Genomic DNA, 17774 nt, shown 5'->3' on the forward strand with positions numbered 1-17774 from the left:
ACAATTTAACATTTCTCTAGTACGATACTGCCAATAGAATAACCAGCACCAAAAGAACACAGTAGCCCTAAATCACCAGTTTCAAAATCATCGCTGTATTTATTAAATGCAATAACTGACCCAGCTGAAGCCGTATTGGCAAATTCATCCAGTACAATGGGTGCTGTCTGTGGCTCAACATCATCACCTAATAACTTCTTAACTACAAACATATTCATATTAATATTTGCTTGATGCAACCATAGGCGTTTAAATTCTTCAGGCTTTATCTGCTCATCGGCAAATTGATTATCTAAATGCTGATAAATCATTGGCAGTAACTCTTTAAACACTTTACGGCCTTGCTGATGAAACAGTTTATCGGCAGTTGCACTGTTTTCTGGATCACAACGGTTAACAAAACCAAAATTACTGCGGATATTGTTTGAGTAATCAGTCATGCAGCTGGTAGATAAAATATTAAAGGCATGTTCTGTTTGGGCTAGATCCTGCCTTTCAACAACAACTGCAGTGGCCACATCACCGAAAATAAAGTGACTATCTCTGTCTTTGAAGTTGCTTTGAGGTGAAGTCAATTCAGGATTAATGACTAGCACTCGATTGGCAGTGCCACCTTTAATTGCATTCATTGCACTGACGATCGCGAATGTCGCCGATGAACATGCTACTAACATATCGTAAGCAAAGCCTTTAGTGCCTAACGCTTGTTGAATTTCAATAGCAATTGCAGGGTAAGCACGTTGCGTATAGGCACAGGCTACAATGATTAAGTCAATGTCTTCAGCATTGACTTGGGCTTGTGCCAGTGCATCTTTTGCCGCAGCGATGCCCATAGAGGCTTGTAACGATAACTCTTCTGAAGGTTGATCCGAAATTAATGGCATCATAATGTTAGGGTCTAATATGCCCTCTTTTACCATGACATATCGGCTTTTAATCCCAGACGCTTTCTCAATAAATTCACTGGTCGAATACACTAAAGCAGCCTTTTCACCTGAGTCGATTAATGCCGCATGCTGTTGATTATATAAATCAACGAAGCTGTTATAGCTTTCGACTAACTCTTGATTAGAAACAGAATAAGGAGGAACAAAAAGACCACTGCCAGAAATAACCACTTTTATCATGATATTTACCATTGTTAATGTGTTTGAGCTAAATGTTGAACTATCAGCCGTTAATCAGCTATCTTTGCACCTTAAATGAGATGAAATACAAGATATAAAAAAAGCAAACGGTATCGAAAAAACCTTAATTTAGCCAATTAAGGATATTTTAGTATTAACTCGATAATACTCTTACAAATAAATGCTAAATAGCCGAAAGGTCAGACCATACCCTAAAGCAAATGACACGACCTGTTTGTAAAACAACCAAAGAATAGCAATTTAGAATAACAGCAACACCTTTTATAACCAAAAGGAATATAGAATAACAAATATTCACTTCTAAATTCCCAATGGATGTTTATGATTAGATAATGCAAAAATAGGAGCAAACAATCCATGAGCAAAATTTTCGAAGATAATTCCTATACTTTAGGTAATACCCCACTTGTTCGTTTAAATCGTGTAAGTAACGGTAACGTGTTAGCTAAAATTGAAGCTCGTAACCCTAGCTTCAGTGTTAAGTGTCGTATTGGCGCTAACATGATTTGGGATGCGGAAAAGAAAGGCACATTAACAAAAGACGTAGAGTTAGTAGAACCAACATCGGGTAACACTGGTATTGCGCTTGCTTATGTTGCAGCGGCTCGTGGTTATAAGTTAACCCTAACAATGCCGAACACGATGAGCCTTGAGCGTCGTAAACTACTAAAAGCATTGGGTGCAAATTTAGTGCTAACCGATGGTGCTAAAGGTATGAAAGGCGCGATTGATAAGGCCGAAGAAATTCGTCAATCAGATCCGTCAAAATACTTAGTACTTGGCCAATTTAGTAATCCTGCTAACCCAGAGATCCATGAAAAAACAACCGGTCCTGAAATTTGGAATGACACTGATGGTCAAGTTGATGTGTTTGTTGCAGGTGTTGGTACAGGTGGCACGATTACAGGTACTAGCCGCTTCCTAAAGGCACAGGGTAAAGAAGTTATTTCTGTTGCTGTTGAGCCAGTTGACTCACCTGTTATTGCTCAAGCCAAGGCTGGTCAACCAATTCAACCTGGTCCACATAAAATTCAAGGTATCGGTGCTGGTTTTATTCCAGGAAACCTAGATCTTTCATTAGTAGACCGCGTTGAAGCGGTAAGCAATGAAGATGCGATTGAAATGTCACGTCGCTTAATGAAAGAAGAAGGTATCTTAGTGGGTATCTCTTCTGGTGCTGCGGTAGTAGCGGCCAACCGTATTGCAGCGCTACCTGAGTTTGCCGGCAAAACTATTGTGGTAGTTTTACCATCAGCAGCTGAGCGATACTTATCATCAGTGTTATTTGCTGGTGAATTTGGTGAAAGTGAAAACGTACAATAATAGTGTGGTTGCTATAATAAGTAGCTCGTTATAGCCAACAATTATTCAAATGGCCCGACTTATGTCGGGCTTTTTATTTGAGTCATTTGTATTGGCTTATTTTCATTTCACCATGTTCTGATATTCGCAAATGCTGGATTCAACTCAAAGTTAATGCCGTTAGTTAAACGATACTTGTAGTTATCCCCTCTAGCAAAGACGTTGTTTAATGATATAGCGTTATCTAACATCACTCATCGCCATAAACACGAACTAGCTCAAAACACATCTTTTACAAAACAGATAAAATTAACTAAACGTAACATCCCTTCAATGAGTTTATTTATTACATGCCTTTTTATCAGTCCCCTAAAAAAATATCCGCATTTGACGCTAAATTTGAAGCGCAAAAAATTGCTTTTGCCCCTGTCAGCTTTCAGGTTGCTCTGCTTTAGGTTTACCCTCGTCTAAATCAGTACAAATGACTCAAAGGGTAATAAAATGGCATAACCGTAAAAAGACTTGGCTGTATTTTTTAAATGAAAAAAAGTTAAACAAACATAATATTCTTCTCACAAAAAAGAAGGCTAGCTGAACCTTAATGGTACTTGCTAGCCTGTTATTGTATTAGACTCGAAATGAGGGCAATAACTAAACCACTAATCGGCTTCTGTTTTTACCGTAGGTTTTATGATGCTTGTTGTGTTAAACGTTGAAAAACTGCCGTTTTCAACCAGCCAGTAACCTAAACCTATTACAACGGCCCCGCCAAAAATATTGCCTAATGTCACCGGAATTAAGTTATTAAAAATAGCGTTAGTTAAGTTAACATCGCTAAATTGGTCTCGGCTGATCTCTAACGCCATAAAAAAGCTGTCTGGGGCAAAGTTTTGAACAGCAATACCAAAAGGCAACATAAATAGGTTTGCAATACAGTGCTCAAAACCTGCAGCGACAAACATGGCAACAGGTAATATTACTAGAAAGCATTTAGTTAATAAGTCTTTGGTGGCAAATGTCATCCAAATGCCTAAACACACCAACACATTACATAAAATACCTAATACAAATGCTTGCAACCAAGTGTGATGTAACTTGTGCTGCGCTATATTTAACGCCGTTAATCCCCATTGCCCATCAGCCAATTCAAATAATCGCCCTAGCATAATAAGCAATACCATCAGCAGTGCGCCAACCATGTTACCTACATAAACGCGTGCCCAGCATTGTAGTTGTTGCTTCATGGTGATTCGCTTGTTCACCCAGGTCACACTGGTTAACACTGTGCTGGTGAATAACTCACCACCTGCAGCAATGACCAACATTAAGCCTAGACTAAAAGCAATGCCGCCAATAAAACGCGTCATCCCCCAACCTGCATCACTTCCGGTGGTAACAGAGATATAAAATACAAAAGCAATGGCAATAAACATCCCTGAAAATATTGCCAAAGTAAACGATTGCCATGATGCTTTTTGGACTTTTTTCATGCCATAGTCGTCAGCGATCGACAGTGATGTTTCGGCTTTCATGGCGACTTGTTGATTGGCCGCTAAAGGGGATTGGCTATTTTCAGTTTTCATTAATCACTCTCGATGACAACATTATTCACTCGCACAACGGAACTACCATCAATAAGCCATACATACTTATTTTTACCGAATTTTAATATCAAAAAACCACAGGGTAATTTGGTAAGACCAATTTAAAATTAACTTTTTGATAACAAACAATGTACAATAAAACGGCTTAAATGAACTTCATGGCAGAGATAAGTGCACATTCAATAAGCAAGAGGTTAATTAATTCCTGCTAAGGGCGCGAATTATAGTGTCAAAACTGTTAGCTGGCTAACAGTTTTGAGCAAATCCTTTATAAAATTTCGGTCAATTAATGGCAATGTCAAAATGCTGTGATATCATACAAGGGTAAATTGGTCTTACCAATATTAAATAGGGCTTTTTTGTAAATATCCTTTTAACGTCTATGTCGATAAATAATAATCCAGTGCAAGCATGTTTGATGGATTTGACGTTATAAAGAAGACAAGATTAATCAGGTTGTCTTGTAATCAATTGCACCAATAACCTGAAAAGAATTTTACAGCCTGTTAGCTAAGCTAGTGTGACTGATGTTAAAGCCGCAGTAATGCCAAGCAGACTGACATACCGATCCATTAAGTTTAAAGGTAATAAACATGACTGATCTAACAACGGTATTTGCAAATGCGTGGAATAACTTTGTCGCTGGTGACTGGAAAACTGAAGTCAATGTGCGCGATTTTATTCAAAAGAACTACACACCTTACACGGGTGATGAATCATTTCTAGCAGATGCTACCGACGCCACTTTATCTCTTTGGGATAAAGTGATGGAAGGCATCAAACAAGAAAACACCACCCACGCCCCTATCGACTTCGATACCAAAATGGTATCAACCATCACGTCCCACGATGCAGGCTATATCAATCAGTCGCTTGAAACCATTGTTGGCTTACAAACTGATGCTCCACTTAAACGTGCCATGCTACCGAATGGCGGCATTCGTATGGTGGAAGGTTCATGCAAAGCTTACGACCGTGAATTAGACAGCGACATTAACTACATCTATTCAGAGTTACGTAAAACCCATAACCAGGGTGTATTTGATGTTTATACTCCTGAGATTATGGCGTGTCGTAAATCAGGCGTCTTAACCGGCTTACCTGATGCTTATGGCCGTGGCCGCATTATTGGTGATTACCGTCGTATTGCTTTATACGGTATCGATTATTTAATGCAAGACAAGCTTGCCCAGTTCACATCATTGCAAGCGCAGATGGAAGCGGGTGAAGATCTTAATAACGTTATCCAACTTCGTGAAGAGATTGCAGAGCAGCATCGTGCACTTGCTCAAATGAAAGTGATGGCGGCTAAATATGGCTGTGATATTTCAAAACCAGCCACCTCAGCTAAAGAAGCCATTCAATGGACTTATTTTGGTTATCTTGCTGCAGTAAAAAGTCAAAATGGCGCAGCAATGTCATTAGGCCGTACATCAACGTTCTTAGATATCTATATTGAACGTGATATCAATAATGGTGTGATTACTGAGCAACAAGCACAAGAAATGGTTGACCATTTTGTGATGAAGTTACGTATGGTTCGTTTCTTACGTACTCCTGAATATGATGAACTATTCTCTGGCGACCCAATTTGGGCAACAGAATCTATTGCTGGTATGGGTGTTGATGGTCGTACGCTTGTAACTAAATCAAGCTTCCGCTTCTTGCATACGCTATACAACATGGGCCCAAGCCCTGAGCCAAACATTACTGTGCTTTGGTCAACTCAATTACCACATGGCTTTAAAAGTTACTGTGCCAAAGTATCAATTGATACCAGCTCGATTCAGTACGAAAATGACGACTTAATGCGTCCAGATTTCCAATCTGACGATTATGCTATTGCCTGTTGTGTTAGCCCTATGATTGTAGGTAAACACATGCAGTTTTTCGGCGCTCGCGCTAACTTAGCGAAAACCATGTTATACGCAATCAATGGTGGCGTTGACGAAAAACTGAAAACACAAATTGCACCCAAAACGGCAGCAATCACAGATTCAGTGCTTGATTTTGATGATGTTATGTCACGTTTAGATTCGCAAATGGATTGGTTAGCTACCCAATATGTCACTGCGTTAAACACCATTCATTTCATGCATGACAAGTATTCTTACGAAGCGGCATTAATGGCGTTACATGACCGTGATGTTCGCCGTACTATGGCTTGCGGCATTGCCGGTTTATCGATTGCTGCGGATTCACTTTCAGCCATTAAATATGCCAAAGTCACGCCGATTCGCGACGAAAATGGTATCGCTGTCGATTTTGAAATTGAAGGCGACTATCCAAAATTTGGTAATAATGATGCACGCGTTGATGATATTGCCTGTGATTTAGTTGAGCGTTTTATGGCTAAAATTCGCGACAGAAAAATGTATCGCAATGCCATTCCAACACAGTCTATTTTAACCATTACCTCTAACGTAGTTTACGGTAAGAAAACCGGTAACACACCAGATGGTCGTCGTACTGGTGCACCATTTGCTCCTGGCGCTAACCCAATGCACGGTCGAGATGAAAATGGCGCAATAGCTTCATTAACCTCTGTAGGTAAATTACCATTTGAACATGCACAAGATGGTATTTCGTATACTTTCTCTATTGTGCCAAATGCATTAGGTAAAGAAGACACTGCACGCCGCAATAACCTTGCTGCATTGATGGATGGATACTTCACCCACAATGATCGTCAAGAAGGTGGCCAACACTTAAACGTGAACGTAATGAACCGTGAAATGCTTGAGGACGCCATCGTTAATCCAGACAAGTATCCACAATTAACGATTCGCGTATCGGGTTACGCAGTCCGCTTTAATGCGCTTACCCCTGAACAGCAACAAGATGTTATCACCAGAACCTTCACTAAAGGTTTATAAACTCTGCTAAAATTAGCTGTATCGAATATTCGATACAGCTTTTTTCTTTGCTCAATTTATAGATATTCATCATTTAAAGGGTTTGTTATGACAATGGGTCGTATTCACTCAATTGAATCTTTTGGCACCGTAGATGGTCCCGGCATTCGTTATATTGCCTTTATGCAAGGCTGTTTAATGCGGTGTCAATATTGTCATAATCGCGACACGTGGGATTTAGAAGGTGGTAAAGAGGTCTCAGTTGATGAGTTAATGTCGCAAATCATGACCTATCGCCCATTTTTAGAATCCAGTGGCGGGGGTGTTACTGCTAGTGGTGGTGAAGCTATCTTACAAGCTGAATTTGTTGCGGCGCTTTTTAAAGCCTGTAAACAACACGACATCCACACTTGTTTAGACACTAACGGCTTTGTGAGAAAGTACGAGCCTATTATTGATGAGTTGCTTGATAATACCGATCTTGTATTACTAGACATCAAGCAAATGGATGATCCAACCCACATAACGCTTACTAAAGTCAGTAACCAACGTACGTTACAGTTTGCACAATACTTAGCAGAGCGTAACAAAAAAACTTGGATACGTTATGTCGTCGTCAATGGCTTTACTGATGATGTGGCATCGGCCATCAAATTAGCAGAGTTTATTAAACCAATGTCAAACGTAGAAAAAGTTGAATTATTACCGTATCACCAACTTGGTGAACATAAATGGCAGGCTTTTGGCGAAACATCTCCTTTAGCAAACGTGTCGCCACCCAGTAAAGAAACCATGTTATCCATTCAACAAGTCTTTACTGAACGTGGCATAGCTGCCTATTTTTAACTACCCTTGAATACATTAGCCTTTAGGTTTCGCTATGTTGTTATAGCTCGTCCCAATAATGTTGATCTAAGCGTTTAAAGGCAATATTAAGCAGTACAGCCAAATCTAAGTAACACGCTTTGGCACCTAAAGGTTGGCAAGTAACCCCCATTTGATTGAGTTTTTGACTCAACTGGTTACTCCAATCAAATAAGGTTAAGGGTAATGGATGACGAGCACGCCACCCTAACCATAATAGTCCCTGAATGGGCAAGCTGATGATAAGTAAGGTCATCGCTAAGGTTTGAGGCAAATGTGCCCAACCTAATACATAAATTTGGCTAAATGCGACAAACAGCGCAATAAATGGCATTGCCCAAAAGGCAGTTTGGGTCGCTTTTACCACTCGGTATTCAGGAAAATAAAAGCCTAACTGGCGCACCATAGGCCAAGTTGACATGTATTTTTTACCGTCGCGAATTAGCGTGACAACATTGAGTACCAATGAGAATTACCTAACATGGTGGAACATGCTTAAACAATAGCATATTGAGTAAGTTTGTCCCAAATAAACAGCCAAAATGATATTGGCTAACACGATACCAATGCACTGCCAAACATCGCTTAGGCGGTGCATTCTATAAAATTGTTGATTAAGCTTATTAAGGTCTAATTATGTCAGATAACCAAGTGTCAGATAATTTAGTATTAGTTTTAAACTGTGGCAGTTCATCGCTTAAATTTGCCGTTATTGGTGCAAAATCCGGTGAAGAACACATTTCTGGTTTAGCAGAATGCTTTGGTCTTGAAGACTCGCGTATAAAATGGAAAGCTCAAGGCGGCAAAAACGAAGCTAAATTAGGCGCATTTACCGCGCATCGTGAAGCTGTTGAATATATTGTTAAGACGATTCTAGCTGGCCAACCTGAGTTAGCCGCACAAATTAAAGCTATTGGTCATCGTATTGTACATGGCGGCGAGAAATTTACCCGTTCAGTCATTATCACTCCAGATGTTATTCAGGGCATTGAAGACTGTGCCTCACTTGCACCATTACATAACCCTGCTCATTTGATTGGTATTCGTGCGGCGATGGCATCATTCCCAGCATTACCACAAGTCGCAGTATTTGATACTGCTTTCCACCAAACTATGCCTGAAAAAGCTTTCGTTTATGCCCTGCCATATAAACTTTACCGTGAACATGGTATTCGTCGTTATGGCATGCATGGTACCAGCCATTTATATGTTAGTCGTGAAGCGGCGAAAGTGCTTAACAAACCGATTTCAGAAACCAATGTTATCGTAGCTCACTTAGGTAATGGCGCTTCTGTTACAGCCATCAAAGGTGGTAAAAGTGTTGATACATCAATGGGGTTAACTCCACTTGAAGGTTTGGTCATGGGCACACGTTGTGGCGACCTAGACCCGTCTATTATTTTCCATTTAGTCGACCAACTAGGTTATACCCTTACCGAAGTTAACAATTTATTGAATAAGCAAAGTGGTCTTTTAGGGATATCTGAATTAACCAATGATTGCCGTGGTATTGAAGAAGGCTATCAAGATGGCCATAAAGGCGCCACATTGGCATTAGAGATATTCTGTTACCGCTTAGCCAAATACATTGCGGCTTATACCGTGCCACTAGGACGTTTAGATGCGATTATTTTCACTGGCGGAATTGGTGAAAACTCTGACATCATTCGTGCAAAAGTATTGGATTTATTAGCTATATTTAACTTCACTGTTGATGAAACTAAAAACAAGGCTGCACGTTTTGGCCATGATGGCATCATCACTGCGGATAATAGCCCTATCGCGATGGTGATCCCAACCAATGAAGAGTGGGTTATTGCTGAAGATGCGGTTAAGTTGATTTCTGCGAAGTAACGGCAAGTCTGATTTTTAAATATATGACAAACAGGTATTTGCATCACTCACTGCGTGACAGAAGAAGTCTGACTAAAGACTAACCACAGACGCATGCATTTACCTGTTATCAGCACAACGTTCAAGTTGGCTCGATAACAATTGAACTTAGGCTGTCTGAACGCCATTTATCTCTTAACCCGAGTTAAGGTTAAGTAAACATTACATTATTAGAGGTTTTTATGTCTCGAAATATTATGCTGGTTCCAATCGGAATAGGCGTGGGTTTAACATCGATCAGTTTAGGTATGGTACGTGCTCTTGAGCGTAAAGGCGTTAAAGTGCAGTTTTTCAAACCGATTGCTCAAATTCGATCGGGCGATAAAGGCCCTGAACGTTCAACAACTATCTTAAGCAAGTCGCCTACGGTTAACCCTCTTGAGCCATTTAACATGGATCATGCTGAAGCCTTAATCCGTTCTGAGCAAACAGATGTGTTAATGGAACAAATTATTGCCAGAGCCGCAGAATGTGCCACAAATACTGAAACGATTGTAATTGAAGGCTTAGTACCTACTCGCAGTCATCCATTTGCAGATGACATTAACTACGAAATAGCCAAAGCACTTGATGCTGATGTGGTATTTATTGCAACGCCTGGCAATGACACCCCAAATGGCTTAATGAACCGTTTAGAGATTGCTTACAACTCTTGGGGTGGTGTTAAAAATAAACGTGTTATTGGCGCAGTTATCAACAAAATTGGTGCACCAACGGATGAAGAAGGTCGTGCTCGTCCCGACTTATCTGAAGTATTTGATCATAATGACATCAAAATTGGCGATACTGCAGGTATGTTCCAACTACCAGGAAAAAGCCCATTACGTATTCTCGGCAGTGTGCCATACAACTTAGATTTAATTTCACCACGAGCATCGGATTTAGCTAAGCATTTAAATGCCAAAATCATCAATGCTGGTGAAATGCATACCCGCCGTATGCGTCGGGTAACATTTTGCGCCCGTTCGATCCCTAATATGGTTAATCATATTAAAACCAACTCATTGTTGGTGACCTCAGGTGATCGCTCTGATGTCATTGTATCGGCGTGTTTAGCGGCAATGAACGGCGTAAAAATTGGCGCATTACTACTCACAGGTGGTTATGAACCTGAACCTGAAATCATGAAGCTTTGTGAGCAAGCATTCGATACTGGCTTACCTGTTTTCTTAATTGACAGTAATACATGGCAAACCTCGCTCAATATTCAGCGATTTGATCATGAAGTCCCTGTGGACGATTCTGTGCGTGTGGAAAAAGTACAAGAGTACGTTGCCAGCCATATAGATCAAAGCTGGATTGAAAGTGTGACTCAAGATTCAACCCGCGAGCATCGCTTATCGCCACCAGCATTCCGTTACAAGCTAACAGAACTTGCTCGCGCAGCACGTAAGACCATTGTTCTACCTGAAGGTGAAGAACCTCGTACAATCAAAGCAGCTGCGATTTGTGCAGAGCGTGGCATTGCCCGCTGTGTATTACTAGGCAACAGAGAAGAAATTTTGCGTATCGCTTCGGTTCAAGATGTCGTATTAGGTGAAGGTGTTGAAATTATCGACCCAGAAACGGCACGCGACAAATATGTAGAGCCAATGCTTGGGCTACGTCGCCATAAAGGATTAACCGAAGTCGTTGCCAAAGAGCAATTAGAAGACAACATGGTTTTAGGCACCATGATGTTAGCAGAAGATGAAGTAGATGGTATTGTATCAGGTGCAATTAACACCACGGCTAATACTATCCGCCCACCGTTACAGTTAATTAAAACGGCGCCAGGTTCAAGCCTAGTGTCGTCAATCTTCTTCATGTTGATGCCTGATCAAGTACTTGTTTATGGCGACTGTGCTATTAATCCGGATCCAAATCCAGAGCAATTAGCCGACATCGCAATTCAGTCTGCAGAGTCCGCAGCAGCATTTGGTATCGAGCCACGTGTGGCAATGATCAGTTACTCTACTGGAACCTCAGGAACAGGCTCTGACGTGGATAAAGTACGTGAAGCTACACGTATTGCGAAAGAAAAACGTCCAGATTTAATCATTGACGGCCCACTACAATACGATGCAGCCGTGATGCCAAATGTGGCCCAGTCTAAGGCACCAAATAGCCCAGTAGCAGGCAAAGCTACCGTATTCGTATTCCCAGATTTAAACACAGGTAATACGACTTACAAAGCGGTTCAGCGTAGTGCTGATTTGATCAGTATTGGCCCAATGCTTCAGGGGATGCGTAAGCCAGTAAACGATTTATCTCGTGGTGCATTAGTAGATGATATTGTTTACACCATCGCATTAACTGCCATCCAAGCAGCACAAAACGAAGCGAAATAAACCGTTTCAGCGGCAATTTGTCGATAAATTAAAGACACTTAAAAGCACTGCTGTAATTGCAGTGCTTTTTTATTACAGTGCTTTTTATTACGGTGATTTACTGAAAGAGGTAATTTTTAACCAAGAAATATAAGCGATAAAAAACAATGCGTTAGATGTATTGCGCTAATTCGTTAACATACTTGTCCACAGATTCTGTGGATAACCTTTAAGACGCACACTTTTAGCGGCTATTAAGGTAAATGCCGTGGCTAGGTTTAGTTATTAGTACACTTTCACCATAGCAATTTTTACACTACCCTTGCTAGTGCTAAATTAATTATAGATACTATTAGTTATTCATTTGGCTAAGTTTTATACCAAACCCACTATTTGGTATGGGTTTGCGTTTAATTTCTCTTTTGCCCGAGGTTGTTTTGATAAGGTTATCGATATTTTTATGTATAGATTCATTCTAATTTTCAGTTTATTGGCATTATTGGGCTGTGAGAAGATCGTCGAAAAAACGGAAGCGCCACAAACACCTGAAAGTGTCACGCTTAGCTTTTTCGAAGCGATTTATACCGACAGAGATGTCAGTAAAGCCCTGCCCTATGTCACCGCTGAATTGAGAGAGGTGTTAGAACACTACCATATTGCTTCATCAGTACAACGTCATGTACTAGGGTTATCAATGACAAACGTCACCATGACTATTGATGAAATCGATATCGACTTTTTCCGCAAGTTTACTGACGAAGTGACCATTATTGTCAAAATGGAAGGACTTAAAGGCGGTAAACCTTGGGTAGATGATCGGACCTTACTCCTCGAAAAACGCGGTAATAAATGGGTGATAATTGAAGTGCTACCGGAAAAAGGCCGTATTGGCGGTTAAGCATTTCCCCCATATTAATGGGCCTGCTGATTGCAGGCCATTCTTTAAGCTCCAAGCATAGACACAACTAAAGATTTCATCCCTGCATCAACCTCATCTTAAATGCTCAATTGAAGATGTAAAATGTCCAACCTAAAAAAGATAAAAAAATAGCAGCCTAGGCTGCTATTTTTAAATGTGCTTGTATTTTCTCTTGGAGCGTTAACCTAAATCTATAGGTTGGTATTCCGAGTTCAGTAGTTATTACTCTTCTTCAGAAGGTAATGACTCTAACACGTCGTCTTTTACTTGGTAGTAAGCGTTTTCGTATTCATGAACTTCCATAATCACTCCAATCATCTTTTCAGGTCGTTGAGGGTCTAGGTATGTTTATTTTTTGACTATTTTGTCAGTAACATTTGCCTATTAACAGAGAAGAGTACCAATCACGTTCTTCTTGCTGACAAGTATATCAACCAAAGGATCCGCATTACTAGCCTAACAGCTCATTTATTACAAAAAACTTACAGAATTGAATGTTTTTATTGCTGAATAATGCAATATACCATCAAATACGTGAAAGACTTTCATTTTCTAATTCACTTTTTATACCCTCAACATGATTTTTTAAACTCCATTACTTCCAATGGTTATAACAGAATGTTTTTTTAAGGCTATATTTTAAATAACCCCAACCAGTTTTAGGGAGTTACGATGAATACACTTGTTGAGTATGAAGCCAGTAAATTAGTTGATTTGTTTGCTAAAGCAGACAATTTAGCAATGCATTTGTTTATGGATAATATGAGCATGCCTGTAGATGTCCAAGACAGACTGATTAGCGAAATATCAGCCCTTAACCAGATTGATCAACAATCTGTAGGTGAAATTATTGAGCATCATGGCCAAAGCCTTATGTCTGAGCGTTTGCGTTGGTAAAACTTGCCATAAAAAAACCTCAATTTACAATACAAATTGAGGTTGAGTTTTAATCATCACAGTGATTTAAACTTGATTAATATGATTCAAAATACGCTTTTCAGAAATAGGATATGCAGTGCCTAACACTTGAGCAAAACATGACACACGATATTCCTCAATCATCCACCTCGCCTCGATCAACGCATCTGGCACCGGTTGCAAGCGAGGCACTTTAGCCAGTTGCGCAGCGAGTATCCCTTCTACCTTACTAATACTGTGCATGTGTAATCTATCTCGACTTGGATCAACGGGTAATTTGTCTAAGCGATTTTCTATTGCTGATAAATAACGAGCAACATCCGCTAATTTATCCCAACCACATTCCTGTACAAAACCTTTATAAACCAATTTATCCAATTGGGTTTGTATGTCACTCATAGCAAATGCAATATCGAAACTGATTTTACCTTTCAAACGTTTTTTGATCTGTTGGTAAATTGTCAGCACCTTTTCAACTTTCAAGGCAATATGTTCCGCGGTGACATTTAACTCTTGTCTAACCCAATCTTTTGCTTGTTCAAACTGCTGTTCATTGCGAATATCCAGATTTTTTTGATCAAGCAATTGTTGCACTGAGGCTTGAATAATATCGTCAATCAACAATTGAACCTGCCCAAACGGATTAAAGTACATCGCCAGTTTCGCTTTATTGGGTAAGGATTTTTGTAAATGCTTAACCGGTGAAGGAATATTGATGAGTAATAAACGTCTGATCCCTAAGCGATGCTGTTTAGCCGCTTCAATGTCATCATCAAACAGCTTAATTGCCACATCGACTTTATTATCAATTAACGCAGGAAAGGCTTTTACTTCGTAGTTGCCTTTTCGTTGTTGATATTGTTCAGGCAAATTGCCAAACGACCATGAGGTTAAACTTTCCTGTTCAATGCCTTTGTCAGCCACTTGGCGAATAGCTTTCGCTACCACACCTTGCAACTGCTCTTTTAACGGCTCAATTTGTCGACCTTGTGCGACTAATCGACCTTTATCATCTTCAATTTTGAAGTTAATCAATAAATGGGCGGTTAATTGGCTAAAATCAAAATCATCAGGGCTGATACGCGTCCCGCTCATGCGAAGTAATTGCTTACACAAACTGTCTATTAAGGGTAACTCGAACGGTGTCATTGCTTGCACACACGCTTTAGCATAATCCGGTGCGGGGACAAAATTACGTCTTAAAGCTTTAGGCAGTGATTTAATTAATGCAACCACTTTCTCTTCTCTAAGACCGGGGACCACCCAGTCAAAATCTTGCTCATCTATCTGATTTAACAATGCAACAGGAATATGAACAGACACCCCATCATCAGCACTTGCCGGTTCAAAATGGTAACTAACAGTTAGTGCTAAATTGCCTTTATGCCATACTTCTGGAAAATCTAACGCAGAAACATGATCAGCACTGCGCTGCATCAATAGATCTTCATTAAAATCCAATAACTCAGGTTGATCTATACGGGCTTTTTTCCACCATTTAAAAAATAGCGGCGCATTATAAATACCTTCAGGTATCCGTGGCTCATAAAAATCTACCAGCACATCTTCATCAACGAGAATGTCTCGACGTCTTGATTTATGCTCAAGGTTTTCAATGTCTTCTAATAACTTTTGATTATTAACAAAGAAAGCTTCTTTAGTTTGTAATTGACCCTCTGCAAGTGCGCTTCTAATAAAAATCTCACGGGCTTCAATAGGTTCAATTGGGCCATATTGCACTCGACGACGATTAACAATGGTTAAGCCATAAAGCACCTGGTTTTCAAATGCCACCACGCTACCCGCTTTGGCTTCAAAATGCGGTTCAACATGGTTTTTCTTAATTAAATGCGTTGCTAATGGTTCTAACCATTCGGGTTGAATTTTGGCGCAACAACGGGCAAATAAGCGTGAAGTTTCAGTTAACTCTGCTGCCATAATCCACTTAGGGCCTTTTTTAGCCAGCGGTGAGCCAGGGAAAACAAAAAACTTGCGATTACGCGCTCCTAAGTATTCATTATTGGCATCTTTAAAGCCTATATGGCTGAGTAAACCCGCTAGCAAGGCTTTATGTAAATTATCGTAACCTGCTGGCGTATCATTCAAGCGCCATTTTAATTCGTGAACAGCCTGTTTTAGCTGGGTATATAGATCTTGCCATTCACGAACACGTAAATAAGCAAGGTATTCATCGCGACATTGTTTTCTAAATTGGCTAGCTGACAATTCGCGCTTCTGATCTTTAATGTGATCCCATAATTTTACCCAGCTACTGAAATCAGAATCTTTATCAGCAAACCGATTATGGCACTCATCGGCAGCTTGTTTTTTCTCTATTGGGCGCTCGCGTGGGTCTTGAATTGATAACCCTGCAGTGATCACTAGAGCTTCATGCAAACAGCCTTGTTGATTAGCCTCAAACACCATACGAGCTAATCGAGGATCAAGGGGGATTTTAGCTAAATTACGCCCAAGTTGGGTGAGCACTAAATCACCCTTTTGTTTTTTGACTGCTTGTAGCTCTTCTAACAACAAAAATCCGTCGCGAATGTGCTTTTGCTCTGGCGGTTGAATAAACGGAAAACCCGCTATATCACCTAAACCAATAGCTAACATTTGCAAAATAACCGAGGCTAAATTGGTGCGTAAAATTTCAGGGTCGGTAAATTCAGGACGCTGAATAAAATCGGACTCATCATACAAGCGGATACAAATCCCAGGGCCTACACGACCGCATCGTCCTTGACGCTGGTTAGCACTGGCTTGGGAAATTGGTTCAATCGGTAAACGTTGTACTTTGGTCCGATAACTGTAGCGACTTATCCTGGCTGTACCTGGATCAATCACATAGCGAATCCCCGGAACCGTTAATGAGGTTTCTGCCACGTTGGTAGCCAATACTATTCGACGGCCGATATGGCTGCTAAATACTTTAGATTGCTCACCGTAAGACAGCCTTGCATACAAAGGAAGAATTTCAGTATCGCGATAATTCTGTTTACGCAGCATGTCTGCGGTATCTCGAATTTCTCGTTCACCGTTCATAAAAATAAGGATATCACCAGGACCTTCGGCAATCAGTTCATCAACGGCGGCAAAAATACCATCGGTGACATCACGATCGGCGTCATCATCTTGTACCAAAGGACGATATCGGGTGTCTACGGGATAGGTACGACCTGACACTTCAATTACAGGCGCATTGTCAAAGTGCTTGGAGAACCGCTCTACATCTATCGTGGCGGAAGTAATAATCACTTTAAGTTCAGGTCGTTTTTTCAGTACTTGCTTTAAATATCCTAAAATGAAGTCGATATTGAGACTACGCTCATGTGCTTCATCAATAATGATTGCATCATATTGATTTAGATACTTATCGGATGTGAGCTCAGCCAGTAAAATACCGTCGGTCATTAGCTTAACGTAGCTATTTTCACTTATGGCATCGGCAAAACGCACTTTAAAACCAACCACCTCACCTAGCGGACTATTCAATTCATCTGCGATACGGGTGGCAACGCTTCGAGCTGCAAGGCGTCGTGGTTGAGTATGACCAATAATCCCTCGGCAACCCAGCCCTAAGTCTAGGCATATTTTGGGCAACTGGGTGGTTTTACCTGACCCGGTTTCACCCGCAACGATCACGACTTGATTCGTTGCTATGGCACTGGCAATTTCATCACGTTTTTGAGAAACAGGTAAATCATCGGGATATTGTATTTTAGGGCGGTTATTCAAGCGCTGTTGTACTTTTTCAACAGATGCGATTGCTCTCGCTTCAAGATCCGCCATTTCGGCTTGTTTGGCCGCTTCACTTTTGGGTGCTGAGTTGCTTTGCTTATTAAGACGGAACAATCGGCGACGAATGTAGGCCGCGTCGGTTTGCACGCAACGCTGTAAGAAGGCTTTGGAGAGTGGCTTAATATCCGCGTTCAAATTTGTTTCCTTGGCTAGCATCGATA

At 40.5% G+C, this 17774-nt stretch carries 11 protein-coding genes; 7 read left to right on the top strand and 4 right to left on the bottom strand.

Features of this window, described 5'->3' with window-relative positions:
• Positions 1–5: 5 nt before the first annotated feature.
• Complete coding sequence (locus NE535_RS01400; RefSeq protein ID WP_261296901.1) at positions 6–1127, bottom strand: beta-ketoacyl-ACP synthase III; 1122 nt, start codon at positions 1125–1127, stop codon at positions 6–8.
• Between the two features lie 378 nt (positions 1128–1505).
• Between NE535_RS01400 and cysK the strand changes: the two genes are divergently transcribed.
• Positions 1506–2471 carry a cysteine synthase A gene (gene cysK, locus NE535_RS01405; RefSeq protein ID WP_261296902.1) on the top strand — a complete coding sequence of 322 codons (966 nt, stop codon included), beginning with the start codon at positions 1506–1508 and terminating at the stop codon, positions 2469–2471.
• A 638-nt stretch (positions 2472–3109) separates the two neighbouring features.
• Here cysK and focA read toward each other — a convergent pair.
• Positions 3110–4033 carry a formate transporter FocA gene (gene focA, locus NE535_RS01410; protein ID WP_261296903.1) on the bottom strand — a complete coding sequence of 308 codons (924 nt, stop codon included), beginning with the start codon at positions 4031–4033 and terminating at the stop codon, positions 3110–3112.
• A 614-nt stretch (positions 4034–4647) separates the two neighbouring features.
• On the opposite strand from focA, the gene pflB reads away from it, so the two are divergent.
• On the top strand, positions 4648–6930 hold the full coding sequence (gene pflB / locus NE535_RS01415) for a formate C-acetyltransferase (protein WP_261296904.1): 2283 nt from the start codon (positions 4648–4650) through the stop codon (positions 6928–6930).
• A gap of 87 nt (positions 6931–7017) precedes the next feature.
• Positions 7018–7755, top strand: coding sequence for a pyruvate formate lyase 1-activating protein (gene pflA / locus NE535_RS01420; RefSeq protein WP_261296905.1), 738 nt, complete (start codon positions 7018–7020; stop codon positions 7753–7755).
• A gap of 40 nt (positions 7756–7795) precedes the next feature.
• On the opposite strand, the gene yfbV is transcribed toward pflA, so the two are convergent.
• Positions 7796–8239: a terminus macrodomain insulation protein YfbV gene (yfbV, locus tag NE535_RS01425; protein WP_261296906.1), complete on the bottom strand. Its 444-nt coding sequence runs from the start codon at positions 8237–8239 to the stop codon at positions 7796–7798.
• Positions 8240–8424: 185 nt separating this feature from the next.
• On the opposite strand from yfbV, the gene ackA reads away from it, so the two are divergent.
• The 4 genes from ackA (at position 8425) to NE535_RS01445 (ending at position 13791) form a co-directional block, all read left to right on the top strand.
• Complete coding sequence (gene ackA / locus NE535_RS01430) at positions 8425–9627, top strand: acetate kinase (RefSeq protein WP_261296949.1); 1203 nt, start codon at positions 8425–8427, stop codon at positions 9625–9627.
• Positions 9628–9848: 221 nt separating this feature from the next.
• Positions 9849–11996 (top strand): phosphate acetyltransferase, encoded by a 2148-nt coding sequence (gene pta / locus NE535_RS01435; RefSeq protein ID WP_261296907.1) that lies wholly within the window; start codon positions 9849–9851, stop codon positions 11994–11996.
• A gap of 439 nt (positions 11997–12435) precedes the next feature.
• Complete coding sequence (locus tag NE535_RS01440) at positions 12436–12873, top strand: nuclear transport factor 2 family protein (RefSeq protein WP_261296908.1); 438 nt, start codon at positions 12436–12438, stop codon at positions 12871–12873.
• Positions 12874–13566: 693 nt separating this feature from the next.
• Positions 13567–13791, top strand: coding sequence for a hypothetical protein (locus NE535_RS01445; RefSeq protein ID WP_261296909.1), 225 nt, complete (start codon positions 13567–13569; stop codon positions 13789–13791).
• Between the two features lie 66 nt (positions 13792–13857).
• Here the strand turns inward: NE535_RS01445 and hrpA are convergent, their stop codons facing one another.
• On the bottom strand, positions 13858–17769 hold the full coding sequence (hrpA, locus tag NE535_RS01450; protein ID WP_425347431.1) for an ATP-dependent RNA helicase HrpA: 3912 nt from the start codon (positions 17767–17769) through the stop codon (positions 13858–13860).
• Between the last annotated feature and the right edge of the window lie 5 nt (positions 17770–17774).

Source organism: Shewanella holmiensis (assembly GCF_025370255.1).
Taxonomy (GTDB): Bacteria; Pseudomonadota; Gammaproteobacteria; order Enterobacterales; family Shewanellaceae; genus Shewanella; species Shewanella holmiensis.

What these genes read in the sequence shown, in the direction of transcription:
- pflB (WP_261296904.1), top strand. Translation starts at nt 4,648, where the DNA reads ATGACTGATCTAACAACGGTATTTGCAAATGCGTGGAATAACTTTGTC.
- NE535_RS01400 (WP_261296901.1), bottom strand. Translation starts at nt 1,127, where the DNA reads ATGATAAAAGTGGTTATTTCTGGCAGTGGTCTTTTTGTTCCTCCTTAT.
- NE535_RS01445 (WP_261296909.1), top strand. Translation starts at nt 13,567, where the DNA reads ATGAATACACTTGTTGAGTATGAAGCCAGTAAATTAGTTGATTTGTTT.
- focA (WP_261296903.1), bottom strand. Translation starts at nt 4,033, where the DNA reads ATGAAAACTGAAAATAGCCAATCCCCTTTAGCGGCCAATCAACAAGTC.
- pflA (WP_261296905.1), top strand. Translation starts at nt 7,018, where the DNA reads ATGACAATGGGTCGTATTCACTCAATTGAATCTTTTGGCACCGTAGAT.
- hrpA (WP_425347431.1), bottom strand. Translation starts at nt 17,769, where the DNA reads ATGCTAGCCAAGGAAACAAATTTGAACGCGGATATTAAGCCACTCTCC.
- pta (WP_261296907.1), top strand. Translation starts at nt 9,849, where the DNA reads ATGTCTCGAAATATTATGCTGGTTCCAATCGGAATAGGCGTGGGTTTA.
- NE535_RS01440 (WP_261296908.1), top strand. Translation starts at nt 12,436, where the DNA reads ATGTATAGATTCATTCTAATTTTCAGTTTATTGGCATTATTGGGCTGT.
- cysK (WP_261296902.1), top strand. Translation starts at nt 1,506, where the DNA reads ATGAGCAAAATTTTCGAAGATAATTCCTATACTTTAGGTAATACCCCA.